Annotated in this window: 11 protein-coding genes; 5 read left to right on the top strand and 6 right to left on the bottom strand. The window is 72.5% G+C overall.

Annotation, left to right across the window (positions count from 1 at the left end):
* Nucleotides 1–65 precede the first annotated feature (65 nt).
* Nucleotides 66–1,520 carry an MFS transporter gene (locus ABGB21_RS11295; protein ID WP_347655332.1) on the bottom strand — a complete coding sequence of 485 codons (1,455 nt, stop codon included), beginning with the start codon at nt 1,518–1,520 and terminating at the stop codon, nt 66–68.
* Between the two features lie 108 nt (nt 1,521–1,628).
* On the opposite strand from ABGB21_RS11295, the gene ABGB21_RS11300 reads away from it, so the two are divergent.
* Both ABGB21_RS11300 and ABGB21_RS11305 read left to right on the top strand, forming a co-directional pair.
* Nucleotides 1,629–2,450 (top strand): helix-turn-helix domain-containing protein, encoded by an 822-nt coding sequence (locus ABGB21_RS11300; RefSeq protein WP_347655333.1) that lies wholly within the window; start codon nt 1,629–1,631, stop codon nt 2,448–2,450.
* Nucleotides 2,451–2,657: 207 nt separating this feature from the next.
* Nucleotides 2,658–4,313: an alkaline phosphatase D family protein gene (locus ABGB21_RS11305; protein ID WP_347677623.1), complete on the top strand. Its 1,656-nt coding sequence runs from the start codon at nt 2,658–2,660 to the stop codon at nt 4,311–4,313.
* A gap of 115 nt (nt 4,314–4,428) precedes the next feature.
* Here ABGB21_RS11305 and ABGB21_RS11310 read toward each other — a convergent pair whose 3' ends face one another.
* The gene (locus ABGB21_RS11310) at nt 4,429–6,054 is read right to left on the bottom strand and encodes a mucoidy inhibitor MuiA family protein (protein WP_347677625.1); all 1,626 of its coding nucleotides are present in this window, start codon (nt 6,052–6,054) and stop codon (nt 4,429–4,431) included.
* A 79-nt stretch (nt 6,055–6,133) separates the two neighbouring features.
* On the bottom strand, nt 6,134–6,538 hold the full coding sequence (locus ABGB21_RS11315) for a YjbQ family protein (protein ID WP_347655336.1): 405 nt from the start codon (nt 6,536–6,538) through the stop codon (nt 6,134–6,136).
* A 202-nt stretch (nt 6,539–6,740) separates the two neighbouring features.
* Here ABGB21_RS11315 and aceE point away from each other — a divergent pair, with 202 nt between their 5' ends.
* Nucleotides 6,741–9,497 carry a pyruvate dehydrogenase (acetyl-transferring), homodimeric type gene (gene aceE / locus ABGB21_RS11320; RefSeq protein WP_347655337.1) on the top strand — a complete coding sequence of 919 codons (2,757 nt, stop codon included), beginning with the start codon at nt 6,741–6,743 and terminating at the stop codon, nt 9,495–9,497.
* Nucleotides 9,498–9,646: 149 nt separating this feature from the next.
* Here the strand turns inward: aceE and ABGB21_RS11325 are convergent, their stop codons facing one another.
* The gene (locus ABGB21_RS11325; protein WP_347658339.1) at nt 9,647–10,084 is read right to left on the bottom strand and encodes an SRPBCC family protein; all 438 of its coding nucleotides are present in this window, start codon (nt 10,082–10,084) and stop codon (nt 9,647–9,649) included.
* A 272-nt stretch (nt 10,085–10,356) separates the two neighbouring features.
* Between ABGB21_RS11325 and gltX the strand changes: the two genes are divergently transcribed.
* Complete coding sequence (gltX, locus tag ABGB21_RS11330) at nt 10,357–11,766, top strand: glutamate--tRNA ligase (RefSeq protein WP_347658340.1); 1,410 nt, start codon at nt 10,357–10,359, stop codon at nt 11,764–11,766.
* Nucleotides 11,767–11,871: 105 nt separating this feature from the next.
* On the opposite strand, the gene ABGB21_RS11335 is transcribed toward gltX, so the two are convergent.
* Nucleotides 11,872–12,498 carry a copper resistance CopC family protein gene (locus ABGB21_RS11335; RefSeq protein WP_347677627.1) on the bottom strand — a complete coding sequence of 209 codons (627 nt, stop codon included), beginning with the start codon at nt 12,496–12,498 and terminating at the stop codon, nt 11,872–11,874.
* Nucleotides 12,499–12,731: 233 nt separating this feature from the next.
* Between ABGB21_RS11335 and ABGB21_RS11340 the strand changes: the two genes are divergently transcribed.
* A complete protein-coding gene (locus ABGB21_RS11340) occupies nt 12,732–13,385 on the top strand; it encodes a hypothetical protein (RefSeq protein ID WP_347677629.1) in 654 nt (217 codons plus the stop codon).
* A gap of 7 nt (nt 13,386–13,392) precedes the next feature.
* On the opposite strand, the gene ABGB21_RS11345 is transcribed toward ABGB21_RS11340, so the two are convergent.
* On the bottom strand, nt 13,393–13,935 hold the full coding sequence (locus ABGB21_RS11345) for a hypothetical protein (protein WP_347677706.1): 543 nt from the start codon (nt 13,933–13,935) through the stop codon (nt 13,393–13,395).
* Nucleotides 13,936–14,194: the final 259 nt, after the last annotated feature.

Here is a 14,194-nt window from a genome sequence, read left to right on the forward strand (position 1 = left end):
ACACATCGTCCACCAGCGACCGCGCAGCGTCAGAGCTGATCGCGGTTCACCGTCGTCCGGACCGGTCACCCGTCCGGGCGACGGTTCCGGACCGCGTGACCGGCGAGTGTGGCGGCGACCAGGAGCACCACGACGAGCACCGCGACCGTGCCGCCCAGCCCGGCGGTCGGATTCCCGTCCTGTGGTCCGCTCGTCGACAGGTAGACACCGCCGAGGCCGGCCACCCCGAGCGCGCTGGCCAGCAACGTACCGGTCGACACCAGTGCGGAGAGCGCCGCGCCGGCGTCGGCCGGGATCCGGGCCGCGATCCGGGTCACCAGCGGGCTGAACCCGGCGGCGTGCCCGGCCCCGGCGCCGCAGAGCAGCAGGCTGGCGATGACCCACGGCCAGTCCTCCCGGGAGACCAGGGCCAACGCGCCGGCGGCCGCCGCGAACAGCAGCGGACCGGCGACCGGGAGCCGGTCGGCCGGCCACCCGGACAACCGGGGTGCGAGCAGCCCGCAGACCGCAAAACCCACCGTGTACGGCACAAAGGCGAGCCCGGCGAGCAGCGGTGGATACCCGGTGCCGTCCTGCAGACGCAGGACGAGCCCGAAGACCAGCCCGGCGTACCCGCCCATCACCAGGCAGCAGGCCAACAGTCCGGAGCGGACCCCGGGGTGGGTCAGCACCCGCAGGTCGAGCAGCGGCGAGCCGCCCCGGGTGGCCATCCGCCGCTGGCGCGTGGCGAAGCCGGCGAGGCCGGCCGCGCCGACGGCGAACGACAGCAGCCAGAGCCAACCGGGCCAGCCGAGTTCCCGGCCGAGGACCAGCGGTGACACGATCGCCGCCATCGCCGCGCCGAGCATTGTCACGCTGGCGAGGTCCAGTCGGTCCGATCGGTCGGACGGCGTCCGCGCCGGCTCCTCCACGGGCAGGAAGCGGCCCGCCACGACCAGCAACGCGACCCCGATCGGCACGTTCACCAGGAACACGGCCCGCCAGCCGAGCCCGGCCGGGTCGAGGGTGATCAGCGCCCCGCCGAGAATCTGACCGGCGGCCACACCGAGGGCCAGCACCATCGAGTACCGGCCGATCGCCCGGGACCGGGCCGGTCCGGAGAGGTGCTGGTGGATCATCGACAGCACCTGGGGCACCATCAGCGCCCCGGTCAATCCCTGTCCGACCCGGGCCGCCAGCAGGGTCACCGGCTCCGGCGCGACGCCGCAGCAGAGCGACGCGGCGGTGAAACCGGCCAACCCGAGCCGGAAGATCCGGGCGTGCCCGTACCGCTGACCCAGGCGGGCGCCGGTGACCACCAGCACCGCGAAGGCCAGGGTGTAAGCCGCGAGCAGCAACTGCTGCTCGGCGCCACTGGCGCCCAGGTCGGCCCGGATCGTCGAGGCGGCCACCGCGACTATCGAACCGTCCATCGTCGCCATCGCCTGTCCGATCAGCAGCACCGCCAGCATCGGCCCGGTCCGGACCAGGCCGGACCGGTCGGGCGCCGCGACCGTCGCCGGCGCAGGTGTCTCCGTCATGCCGGAGACTCTCCGGCCCGCCCCCGGCCGACGTCTTGAACAATCTTGCGGCGGCCCGCGTCCGAACCCCGTTGGCGGGCCACCGCCGGCCGGCCTAGCCTGACCGGCGTGCGCACCACGACTGTGCTGGTCGACCAGCCCGACTTCCGGATCTGCGCGGTGCGCTGCCACGACGACCACACCGGCTGGTCCGCGCCGGAGCCCGTCGACCGGTACGAGTTGGTGCTGGTCCGCGCCGGAGGGTTCCGCCGCCGGGGACGGACCGGGGAGGCGCTGCTCGACCAGACGCTGGGCTATCTGGCGCACCCGCACGACGAGGCGAGTTTCGCCCATCCGCATGGCGGGGACGACTGCACCGCACTGACGATCTCGACGGCGCTCTGGCACGAGTTGCTCGACGCACGGCCGGTTCCGGAAACGGTCTACGTCGACGCCGAACTCGATCTCGCCCACCGGCTGCTCCGTCGGGCCGGCAGCGGTCCCGACCCGGAGTTCGCGGCGGCGGAGCGGTTGGTGGCCCTGCTCGTGCGGGCAACGGGCGTCCCCCCGGCCGCCGGCACACCGGGAAACGCGGCGCGGGACCGTCGGGTCGTCGAGGCCGCCCGGGAGGCACTGCACGACGGAGAGCCGGCCGCGACCGGACTGGTACCGCTGGCCCGGCTGCTGGACGTCTCGCCGTACCGGCTCAGCCGGTCCTTCCGGCAGCTGGTCGGGGTGCCGCTGACCCGGTACCGCAACCGGCTGCGGGTCGGCCGGGCCCTCGACCGGCTCGAACAGGGCACCGACAGCCTGGCCGCGCTCGCCGCCGACCTCGGCTTCGCGGACCAGGCCCACCTCACCCGGACGGTACGGGCGCAGCTCGGCCGGACCCCCGCCGAACTGCGCCGGCTGCTGCGCCCGTCATCGCCCAGCACCACCGGACCGTCCTGACCGACTGCCGCCGACCTCGACCGACCGTCGCCTTTGGCCTGACCGACTGTCGTCATCGCGCCATCCAACCGTCGCCGAAGGCCCGGCCGACCGCACGACCGTCCCTTCACCGGTTGTTCGGCCGACGGCTATCGCCACGCTCCGTTCCCGGCACCGGTGCCGACCAACGTGCTTGCCAGTCTGTCCACCGGATCTTGGGAGATCTCGATGGCCCTGTCCCGCCGTACCCTTCTGGCCACCAGTGCCGCGGTCGGCGCCGCCGGCGCGCTGACCGCCCTGCCCACCGCGGCCGCCGCCGCCCGACCGCTGCGCACCGACCCGTTCACCCTCGGGGTCGCCTCCGGCGACCCGGACGCCGACGGTTTTGTGCTCTGGACCCGACTCGCGGTCGAGCCGCTGGCCGAGGACGGCATGGGCGGCATGCCGGACCGCACCGTGCCGGTCCGCTGGGAGGTCGCCGCCGACGAACGGTTCCGGCACGTGGTACGCCGGGGCACGGCGCTGGCCCGCCCGCAGACCGGGCACAGTGTGCACGTCGAACTCGACGGACTGTCCCCGGGACGTGAGTACTTCTACCGGTTCCACGCCGAGAAGCACACCTCGCCGGTCGGCCGGACCCGCACCGCCCCGGCGCCGTGGGCGCTCGGTGGCACCCTCACCATGGCCTTCGCCTCCTGCTCCCAGTACGAGCACGGCTACTTCACCGCCTACCGGCGGCTCGCCGAGGAGGAGCCGGACCTCGTCCTGCACCTCGGCGACTACCAGTACGAGTACACGAGGGACAGCTACACGATCCCGGGCGGCAACATCCGGGACCACGAGGGTCCGGAGACCGTGACGCTGGCCAACTACCGGCAGCGGCACGCGCAGTACAAGACCGACGCCGACCTGCAGGCCGCACATGCCGCCGCGCCCTGGCTGGTGGTCTGGGACGACCACGAACTGGACAACAACTGGGCCGACGAGGTGTACGAGAAGCCCGACATCCCGCAGCCGGACTTCCTGGCCCGGCGGAAGGCCGCGTTCCAGGCGTACTACGAGAACATGCCGTTGCGTCGCACCTCCGTACCGCGCGGCATCGACATGCAGCTCTACCGGCGGATCCGGTGGGGCCGGCTGGCGAACTTCCACATGCTCGACACCCGGCAGTACCGCGACGACCAGGCCTGCGGCGACGGCTACCAGGACTGCCCGGCCGCCCTCGACCCGGCCCGCTCGATCACCGGGCCGGAGCAGGAGCGCTGGCTGCTGGACGGTTTCCACCGCTCGGACGCCCGCTGGGACATCCTCGGCCAGCAGGTCTTCTTCGCCCAGCGGGACAACAACGCCGGCCCGGCGACGGTCACCAGCATGGACTCCTGGGACGGCTACGTCGCCTCCCGGGACCGGATCACCCGGGGCTGGCTGAACGCCGGGGTCCGCAACCCGGTGGTCCTCACCGGCGACGTGCACGCGCACTGGGCCAGTGAGCTGAAGCTCGACTACGCCGACCCGACCTCACGGACGGTCGGCACCGAACTGGTCTGCTCCTCGATCTCCACCACCGGCAACGGCGCGGACTCGAACCCCGCCGACCACTCGTTCCTGAAGATCAACCCGCACCTGAAGTTCTACAACAACCAGCGCGGCTACGTCCTGACGAAGATCAGGGCCGACGAACTCGCGGTCGACTTCAAGGTGCTGCCGTACGTCACCACGCCGGACGCGCCGGTGCACACCCGGGCGTCGTTCGTGGTCGAGGACCGGGCACCGGGCCTGCACCAGACGTACGACCGGCCGCTCGACCCGCCCGCGTCCGCCGCCACCCGGACCGGAAGCGCCCCGGCCGTCGACCCGGTTGCCCAGGAGACCGTCCGGCCCTGAGCCGAACCCGCGGTTCCGGCGGGCGTGCCCGCGCGCCGGAACCCACCCACGGTGCCGGCCGACCCGGTTCGGGTCCGGGTCGGCCGGCACCGGCCGTCCAGGGGGATCCTGGCGACTACTCGCGCCAGCCGGTCAGGTCGACGCCCTTGGCCAGTTCCACCCGCAGGCCGAACAGAATCGCCCGGGACCCGCCCGGGGGCAGTTCCAGCCGCCAGCGCAGCTCGCCCAGGTCACCCCGCTCGGTCGGGGCCGGGTCGAGCCGCAGCTCGCGCACGGTGATCCCCTCGCCGCGCGAGACCGGCAACTGGTCGAGCACGGTGATCCGGGCCGGCCGGGGTGTGTGGTTGGCCAGGGTGGTCCGGTACTCCACCTCCCGGCGCCGGGTCGACCCGAGGGTGGCCTTCGTGTCCGTGCGGCGGACCAGCTCGCGCTTGACCCGGATCCGGTCGTCCAGGCCGAGCGCCAACTCGACCTCCTCCCCCGGCGCCCAGGTCGGCAGCTTCGTGGCGCCGACGAAGTCGTTGCCGTGGAACACCGACGCCGAGCCGGGCAGCAGGGTGTGGTCGGAGCTGTTGGTCACCGTCGCCCGCAGGTGCACGTCCGGGGTACGCACCGGCGCGGTGACGTAGTCGAGGGTGGACCCGAGTTCGAGCACCGCGACGACCGCCCGGTGCGTACCGCCGTCGGCCGGCACCGCCACCGGACGGGCCGGCTGGTAGGTGGCCGCCGCCACGCCCTGCTCCAGGGTCGCGGTCGGCTGGGCGACCGGTGCCGGTGGCCGGGGCGCGGATCCGGGGCGCCCCGGTCCACCCGGCCCGCCTGACGGTGCGGCGGCGGCGAACGCGCGTACCGGTCCGCCGCCCCGGGCGGCCTCCTTCGCCATCCAGGCCGTCGGGTCCGCCTGGTCCAGATACCACGGGCTCAGTTCCGGCAGGTTGGTGCCGGTGGTCGGCCGGGCGGTGGAGAGCAGCAGCTCACATTCCGGCCAGTCCTCACCGGTACGTTGACTGACCTGCCCGAACCAGGTGAGGGTCAGGGTCTCGTCGACCAGACGCAGGTCGTACGAGGAGGTCCAGCCCGCCCCGTCGACCACGTACGACAGCTCGAGTCGGACCTCGACGGTGGCCTCCGGGCCGGGTTCGCCGGCACCGTCGGGTTCGACCTGGACGACCACCTCGGCGGTGAGCCGGTCCGGCTGCCGCTTGCCGGGCAGCGCGGCGAGTTCCCGGTCGACGGCGGCCAGCCGCTCCTGGACCTCGTCACGCCGCCGGGTCAGGTCCCGCCGCCGGGCCTGACTCGCGGCGGTCTGCTCGGCCACCGCGTCGGTGAAGCCGAGGACGTCGCCCGGCGTCGCGTCGCCGCCGGCCAGGGCCCGGGCGTACGTGCCGCCGGCCCGCTGGGCGAGCTGGGTCAGGAACTCCGTACGGCGGGTCTCGACGGTCTCCGCGTCGGCCAGCTCGGCGATCTCGGCGGTCAGCTCACGGCGCCGCCGCTCCAGCTCGACCGCGCCCGGCTCGGCGCTCCGGGGTCGCACGTCGGTCGCCACGTCCACGCCGAGCACGCTCGCCGGCCCACGACCGCCGACCCGCAGCGAGTCCCGCCGCAGGCCGAGCGGAAGCGGGCCGATCCGTACCCGGTGCTCGCCGGCGGGCAGCCGGAGGTCGGCCCGGCGGGTGACCCGGGCCCGGTCCGGAAAGACGGTGACGGCGACGATCGGCGCCTCGATCGGGGAGGGTGTCATCCGCGCGAGGCTAGCCGATCCGGGCCACCCGTTCCGGGTGGCCCGGATCGGGTGGCGCTCCCGTCCAGCCGGCCGGCCGTCAGCCGGCGAGGAAGGAGAAGCGGACCTGGCGGGTGGAGTTGTCGCCGTTCGGGTCGACCAGGCAGATCGACTGCCAGGTGCCGAGGGCGAGCCGCCCGCCGAGCACCGGCAGGGTCGCGTACGGCGCCACGAAGGCCGGCAGCACGTGGTCCCGCCCGTGCCCGGGCGAGCCGTGCCGGTGCCGCCAGCGGTCGTCGGTGGGCAGTACGTCGTCGAGCGCGGTCAGCAGGTCGTCGTCGGAGCCGGCGCCGGTCTCGATGATGGCCAGGCCGGCGGTGGCGTGCGGCACGAAGACGTGCAGCAGCCCGTCGCCCCGGCCGGCGAGGAACCGTTCGGCCTCCTGGGTGATGTCCCGGACCACCGGACGGGAACCGGTCCGGATGGTGATCACCTCACTGTCCATGTGCCCAGTCTGCCGCACCGGCCGTCCGTCCCATTCATGAACGCCTGCCTGGTCCGTGTCCGAGAACGACGTGTTGCCGGAAAGTTACCCCCTGGTACCTGTGTCGAGCATCGCCTCTGGCGGGTCTAGACGTGACGGACACCGGCACAAGGAGGCAGGATGGCGCTAGAGACCTATCCCACACACAACCTAGGGAACGCCTGTGGCCACGGAACGCAAGCGCCCGGTGATCAGCGACGGCCTGCCGAGCCAGCTTCCGGACATCGACCCCGAAGAAACAAGCGAGTGGGTCGAGTCACTCGACGGTGTCATCGACGAACGCGGCGCCAAACGCGCACGGTACGTCATGCTGCGCCTGCTGGAGCGGGCCAGGGAACGCCAGGTGGGGGTCCCACCCCTGACCACCACCGACTACATCAACACCATCCCCCCGGAGCGGGAACCCTGGTTCCCCGGGGACGAGCACATCGAGCGGCGGATCCGGGCATACATCCGGTGGAACGCGGCGATGCTCGTGCACCGGGCCCAGCGGCCGGAGATCGGCGTCGGCGGCCACATCTCCACGTACGCCAGCTCGGCGTCGCTCTACGAGGTGGGCTTCAACCACTTCTTCCGGGGCAAGAACCACCCGGGTGGTGGGGACCAGATCTTCTACCAGGGTCACGGCTCCCCCGGCATGTACGCCCGGGCGTACCTGGAGGGCCGGCTGAGCGAGCACCAGCTCGACGGTTTCCGGCAGGAGCTCTCGCATCCCGGCGGCGGGCTGCCGTCGTACCCGCACCCGCGGCTGATGCCGGACTTCTGGGAGTTCCCGACCGTCTCGATGGGTCTCGGCGGGCTCAATGCGATCTACCAGGCGCGGTTCAACCGCTACCTGCACCACCGGGGCATCAAGGACACCTCGCAGCAGCACGTGTGGGCGTTCCTCGGTGACGGTGAGATGGACGAGCCGGAGTCGCTCGGCGCGATCGGCGCGGCGGCCCGCGAGGAGCTCGACAACCTCACCTTCGTGATCAACTGCAACCTGCAGCGGCTGGACGGCCCGGTCCGGGGCAACGGCAAGGTCATGCAGGAGCTGGAGGCGTTCTTCCGGGGCGCCGGCTGGAACGTCATCAAGGTGGTCTGGGGCCGGGAGTGGGACCCGCTGCTCGCCGCGGACACCGACGGCGCGCTGGTCAACCTGATGAACACCACGCCGGACGGCGACTACCAGACCTACAAGGCGGAGTCCGGGGCATACGTCCGGGAGCACTTCTTCGGCCGCGACCCGCGCACCCGCAAGCTCGTCGAGGGGATGACCGACGACGAGATCTGGAACCTCAAGCGGGGTGGGCACGACTACCGCAAGCTGTACGCGGCGTACAAGGCGGCGATGGAGCACACCGGCCAGCCGACCGTCATCCTGGCGAAGACGATCAAGGGCTGGACGCTGGGTTCGAGCTTCGAGGGCCGCAACGCGACCCACCAGATGAAGAAGCTCACGCTCAGCGACCTGAAGAGCTTCCGTGACCGGCTCTACCTCGACATCCCGGACTCGGCGCTGGAGGACAACCCCTACCTGCCGCCGTACTACCACCCGGGCGAGAAGTCCGAGGAGATGGAGTACCTGCGCGAGCGGCGCCAGCAGCTCGGCGGTTACCTGCCGACCCGGCGGACCGAGTGGGCGCCGCTGCCGGTGCCGGGCAAGGAGCGCTTCGCCGACGTCAAGAAGGGCTCCGGCAAGCAGAAGGTCGCCACCACGATGGCCTTCGTCCGGCTGCTCAAGGACGTGATGAAGGACCGGGAGTTCGGCAAGCGGTTCGTGCCGATCATCCCGGACGAGGCCCGTACCTTCGGCATGGACTCGCTCTTCCCGACCCAGAAGATCTACTCGCCGCACGGCCAGCGGTACACCTCGGTCGACCGGGAGCTGTTCCTGTCGTACAAGGAGGCCACCACCGGGCAGATCCTGCACGAGGGGATCAACGAGGCCGGCTCGGTCGCCTCGTTCACCGCCGCCGGTACGTCGTACGCGACGCACGGCGAGCCGATGATCCCGCTGTACATCTTCTACTCGATGTTCGGCTTCCAGCGCACCGGTGACGCGTTCTGGGCGGCCGCCGACCAGATGGCCCGGGGCTTCGTGCTCGGCGCCACCGCCGGCCGGACCACCCTGAACGGTGAGGGTCTGCAGCACGAGGACGGCCACTCGCACCTGATCGCCGCGACCAACCCGGCCGTGGTGGCGTACGACCCGGCGTTCGCGTTCGAGATCGCGCACATCTTCGAACACGGCCTGCACCGGATGTACGGCGACAAGCCGGAGAACGTCTTCTACTACCTCACCGTCTACAACGAGCCGATCCTGCAGCCGGCCGAGCCGGCGAACGTGGACGTGGCGGGGCTACTCAAGGGGATCTACCGGTACTCGCCGGCCCCGGCGGTCTCCGGCGGCAAGGGCGGCTCCGCGCCGCGCGCCAACATCCTCGCCTCCGGCACCGGCATGCAGTGGGCGCTGAAGGCGCAGCAGTTGCTGGCCGACGAGTGGGGGGTGGCGGCCGACGTCTGGTCGGTCACCTCCTGGACCGAGCTGCGCCGGGACGCGGTGGAGTGCGAGGAGTACAACCTCCTGCACCCCGGCGACGAGCCCCGGGTGCCGTACATCCAGCAGAAGCTGGCCGGGTCGGACGGTCCGGTGATCGCGGTCAGCGACTGGATGCGCGCGGTGCCGGACCTGGTCTCGCGCTGGATCCCCGGTGCCTACACCTCGCTGGGTACCGACGGCTTCGGCCTGTCGGACACCCGGCACGCGCTGCGTCGGCACTTCCACGTCGACGCCGAGTCGGTGGCCGTGGCCACGCTGCGTCAGCTGGCGCTGGGCGGGGTCGTACCGCCGTCGGTACCGGCCGAGGCGGCGAAGAAGTACGCGATCGACGACGTCGCGGCGGCCCCGGTGGGCGAGACCGGCGGGGACTCCTGACCGGCTGGGTCACGACGAGTGACAGGACGAGGGGGCGGGTGGCGTCGGACGCCACCCGCCCCCACGGCTCTGCCCGGGACCTCCAGGGCGCCGGCGCCGCCGGCGGGCGGACCGGCGGCGGTACGGGCGCAGGCTCGGCACCGGGCGGCTCAACCGACCGTGGCGAGGCCGGTGAGCCGGGCGAGGGAGCCCTCGAGGTCGGCGCCGACCCGGCGCATGCCCCAGCGCAGCAGGGCGCCGCTGACCGGGCCGGCGGGCCAGCGCACCATGATCAGTCGGACCGTCGTGCCGTCCTCCTCCGGGGCCAGCTCGACGTAGATCTCGGTCCGCGCCTCGGCCCGCGCGCCCGCTCCCTCGGCCCGCTCACGCCAGGCGATCAGGGTCGGTTCCTGGTACGCGATGACCTCCGCGTCCAACGCGCGGCCGGCGGCGTGCACCTTCTGCCGCCGGCCGATGCCCTCCCCGGAGAGCACCTCTGCCTGACGTACCCCGGCCAGCCACTCCGGCAGGTGCTCGGCCCGCTGGACCAGGTCCCACACCGCCTCGATCGGCGCCGCCACCCGCGTGCTGCGTTCGATGAGCATCATCCTTCAGTCGCCTCCATTGCGGACAACCTGGTAACCATCGGCAGCTTATTGAGGATTACGGGGTAAAACGGACGTCTTGCCGGCGACACGCCGGAATGAACTACCTCGGTGTGGTTTCTGGCGCTTGAGACCGATTCGCCGGAACCGGCGCGGCGCCTCCGGCGTGGCGGGCGCGGCACCTGCCCTGGGCGGGTGCGGCACCTCGCGCCGAGGCGGGTGCGGACCGGAAACCTGGTGGCGGGCGCCCCCGGCCGGCTGACTAGGCTGGCACCGTGACGGTACGCGTACGCTTTGCCCCTTCCCCGACTGGAATGTTCCACGTCGGCGGTGCCCGCTCGGCCCTGCAGAACTGGATCTTCGCCAAGCAGCAGGGAGGTGTCTTCGTCCTACGGATCGAGGACACCGACGCGGCCCGCAACCGACCCGAGTGGACCGAGGGGATCCTCTCCGCGCTGGACTGGATCGGGATCGAACGCGGCACGTACGAGGGTCCGCACTTCCAGTCGGCCAACGCCGGTGAACACCGGAACGCCGCCAGCCGGCTGCACGCCGAGGGACGGGCGTACTACTGCGACTGCACCCGGGAGGCGATCCAGGCTCGGACCGGCTCGCAGTACCAGGGCTACGACGGCTTCTGCCGGGACCGTGACCTGGCGCCGGGTGAGGGACGGGCGCTGCGGTTCCGTACCCCGGACGAGGGCGAGACCGTGGTGGTCGACCTGATCCGCGGCGAGCCGACCTTCGAGAACAAGCTCATCGAGGACTTCGTGATCGCCCGGGGCGACGGCTCGGCCGTCTTCCTGCTGGCCAACGTGGTCGACGACCTCACCATGGGCATCACCCACGTGATCCGGGCCGAGGAGCACCTGCCGAACACCCCCAAGCAGCAGCTGCTCTGGGACGCCCTCGGGGTCAAGCCGCCGATCTGGGCCCACGTGCCGGTGGTGGTCAACGAGAAGCGCCAGAAGCTCTCCAAGCGCCGCGACAAGGTCGCCCTCGAGGCGTACCGGGACGAGGGCTACCTGGCCGACGCGATGCGCAACTACCTGATGCTGCTCGGCTGGGCACCCTCCGGCGACCGGGAGATCGTGCCCTGGTCCGTGATCGAGTCGGAGTTCCGGCTGACCGAGGTGAACCCGTCACCGGCGTTCTTCGACGAGAAGAAGCTGCGGGCCTTCAACGGCGAGTACATCCGGGCCCTGCCGGTCGACGACTTCGTCGCCGCCTGCCAGCCGTGGCTCACCGGCACCGACACCGTCGCCCCGCCGCCCTGGCAGCCGGCCGAGTTCGACCCGGCCGCCTTCGCCGCCGTGGCACCGCTGGCCCAGACCCGGATCGCGGTGCTCAGCGAGATCGTGCCGAACGTCGACTTCCTCTTCCTGGACTCGCCGCTGATCGACGAGGCGGCGTGGGCGAAGGCGATGAAGGAGGGCGCGGCCGAACTCCTGGACGAGACGATCGCCGCCTTCGAGGCACTCGCCGACTGGTCGGCCGAGCCGATCAAGGCCGCGCTGGAGGAGGTCGGCACCCGTCGGGGTCTCAAGCTCGGCAAGGCCCAGGCACCGGTCCGGGTGGCGATCACCGGACGGGGCGTCGGCCTGCCGTTGTTCGAGTCGATGGCCGTACTCGGTCGGGACCGGTCGCTGACCCGGCTGCGGGCCGCCCGTACCCGGCTGATCTGACCGAAGGACCGCGCCCGGTCCGCCGCCCGGCGGGCCGGGTGTCGACGGCCGGCCTGTCACGGCGCAGTCGGCCGGCCTGTCACGGCACAGCCGGCCGAGCCCGGATCAGTCGGTCGGCCTGTCACGGGTCGGGCGACGACGGAGCAGCAGGCCGCCGGTGAGCGCGGCGAGCACCACCCCGGCGCCGAGCACCCAGGGCCACCACGGCGTTCCACCATCCTCCCCCGACGTCGGCGTGACCGGGGCGGCCACCGGCGTGCCGGACGGGTCCGCCGACGGGCTGGCCGACACCGTCGGGGCGGCGGCCGTCGAGGACGCCGGTCCGGTGGTCGGCGGGGCGGTCGGCGCGGCCGCCACGGTCAGGGTGAACTCGACGTCCCCCCTGATCGGGTGCCCGTCGCCGGAGGCGACCTCGTACCGGACCAGGTAGCGCCCGGCGGCGACCGGCCGGACCGGCACGGTGACCCGGGATCCGGAGAAGGCGGGCCTACCGACGGTCACCGGGTTGTCGTCTGGCCCGGTGACGGTGACCCGCGTGGTGCCGGGATCGAGCCGGGCCAGGAAGCTCAGCCGTACGTGCTTCGGCGCGCTGTCGAGGCGGGCCCCGTCACGCGGGTCGCTGCCGGTCAGGGAGTTGTGCGCGGCCGCCGGCCCGGCCGGCAGAAGTACGCAGAGCGCCACCACCACGACGCTCAGCACCAGTGTCCCGAAACGGGTGACCCCGGACCGCATGGTCGCCTCCGTCCGCTACGATTCGCCCTACCGATCAATGGCTCGACTCCTCAGTCGACCCTGGATCGCAGATAGTTTCAATAACTGCTCGTTCAGGTGCAACCGAGCGGCGTTCTGCGGAGTCTACGTAGTGAAGACGGCGGGTCCATCCGGGACAGTGTCGTCTTCCCACCGACCAACCAGCGCGTGACCTGCATCATGGCCACCATCGAGACGGGGCGAGGAGGTCAGCGATGGCCGGAAGGGTGAACCGTCGGCTCATCGGGGTTGTCACGCTGTTGCTGGCGACCGGTGGCTGGCTGGGTGCGGGCAGCGCCGCGTACGCCAAGCCGGCGCCGAAACCCACCTCGATCGTGATCACCGGCAAGGACCTGGCGAACCCGTTGACGGTACGGGCGGACGCCAGTCCCGACCTGTTCGCGGCGGTGCTCGACCAGGTCAGCTGGCTCAAGGGCGACGGGCAGACCACCGCACCGAAGGCGGCCGACCTGGGGCCGAAGTACACCCTCGTGGTGCACGTCGACGACGCCGCCAAGCAGACCTTCGATCTCTACCCGCTGGCCAAGGGCGGCCCCCGTGCCTTCCGGCCGGCGAAGCAGCCGGACAAGAGCCGGCCCGGCGCGGCCTGGTTCTTCGGCCGGTTGACCATGACCGAGACGCTGTTGGCGGCCGGTGCCCCACTCCCCGAGCCGGAGGTCAGTGTGGTCGGCGGTGGCGTCGGCGGCGGTGAGCGGGTGATCCCGGACGAGGCGATCGGCCCCGAGAAGGACGTCAACCGGCTGCTCGGCGACCTCCGTCACCTGATCCTGCTCAACGGCGCCGTGCTGCTGTCGATCACCGCCGGACTGGCCGGAATCGCACTCCTGGTCCGTCGCCGGACCCGCTGACCGGCGGTCAGCACCACCGGCGCGGAGGCCGGTCCCGGCGTACCCGTCGGTGGGAGGGCCGGACCGCGCCGTGCCGGTGGGCCCCGGCCCACCCCGGCCGATCCGTCTGACAGCCGGACCGGCGCTGCTCCTCCGGCGCCGGTACGTCCTCGGCCGGATCGGCAGTCGTCCCCGGTGCCCCGGCGGTCCCGTTGGCCGCGCCCCGTGCCCCGGCGGTCCCGTTCACCGGGCCCGCCGGTGACGGCTCGGCGAGGTTGTCCCCGTCCCGTCCAGCGGAACGGGGGCGGGGAATCAGTCTCGACCGCTGCGGCGCCTGTTCGGTCGCGCCGACCGGCGTCGGTGGCCCGGCCGCGTCGGGATGGTCGACGTCCGTACCGACCGGGTCGGTCCCGGGCCGGACCGGTTTGCCGTCGCGCGGGGCCGTCGGGAGCCCGGCACCGGCGCCGCAGACCCAGCGGAGCCGGCCGGCCGGACCGAGCGGCGGCTCGTCCCCGCCCAACAGCGAGTTCGGCTCCTCCTCGGCACAGCCCTGTCCGGCGTCCTGCGCCATCCAAGCCTCCTCACGCTCGCCGCTGCCCGGGCGGTTCGCCCGGCATCGGCGTCGGACGCCGAGGGCTCCGGCCGGGGACCGGGTGGGGCGTCCACGTCGCCGGGACCTTGTCACCGTACTGGTCGGAGCCGACGGACTCGACGCCACCGTCGACAGAACCTGAGCATTCCAACCCGAATGGGCGCGGCCGGGCGGCCCGCTTCCCTGGTCTGTACATCCTTTGACGGATGCGGGCCGGGATCGCTTCGTCGTCCGGACC

The sequence above is a fragment of the Plantactinospora sp. B24E8 genome (genome assembly GCF_039871735.1).
Taxonomy (GTDB): domain Bacteria; phylum Actinomycetota; class Actinomycetes; order Mycobacteriales; family Micromonosporaceae; genus Plantactinospora.

Excerpts from the sequence above, each read along its gene's own strand:
- ABGB21_RS11295 (WP_347655332.1), bottom strand. The coding sequence starts at position 1,520 with ATGACGGAGACACCTGCGCCGGCGACGGTCGCGGCGCCCGACCGGTCC.
- ABGB21_RS11305 (WP_347677623.1), top strand. The coding sequence starts at position 2,658 with ATGGCCCTGTCCCGCCGTACCCTTCTGGCCACCAGTGCCGCGGTCGGC.
- ABGB21_RS11310 (WP_347677625.1), bottom strand. The coding sequence starts at position 6,054 with ATGACACCCTCCCCGATCGAGGCGCCGATCGTCGCCGTCACCGTCTTT.
- ABGB21_RS11315 (WP_347655336.1), bottom strand. The coding sequence starts at position 6,538 with ATGGACAGTGAGGTGATCACCATCCGGACCGGTTCCCGTCCGGTGGTC.
- ABGB21_RS11325 (WP_347658339.1), bottom strand. The coding sequence starts at position 10,084 with ATGATGCTCATCGAACGCAGCACGCGGGTGGCGGCGCCGATCGAGGCG.
- ABGB21_RS11335 (WP_347677627.1), bottom strand. The coding sequence starts at position 12,498 with ATGCGGTCCGGGGTCACCCGTTTCGGGACACTGGTGCTGAGCGTCGTG.
- ABGB21_RS11340 (WP_347677629.1), top strand. The coding sequence starts at position 12,732 with ATGGCCGGAAGGGTGAACCGTCGGCTCATCGGGGTTGTCACGCTGTTG.
- ABGB21_RS11345 (WP_347677706.1), bottom strand. The coding sequence starts at position 13,935 with ATGGCGCAGGACGCCGGACAGGGCTGTGCCGAGGAGGAGCCGAACTCG.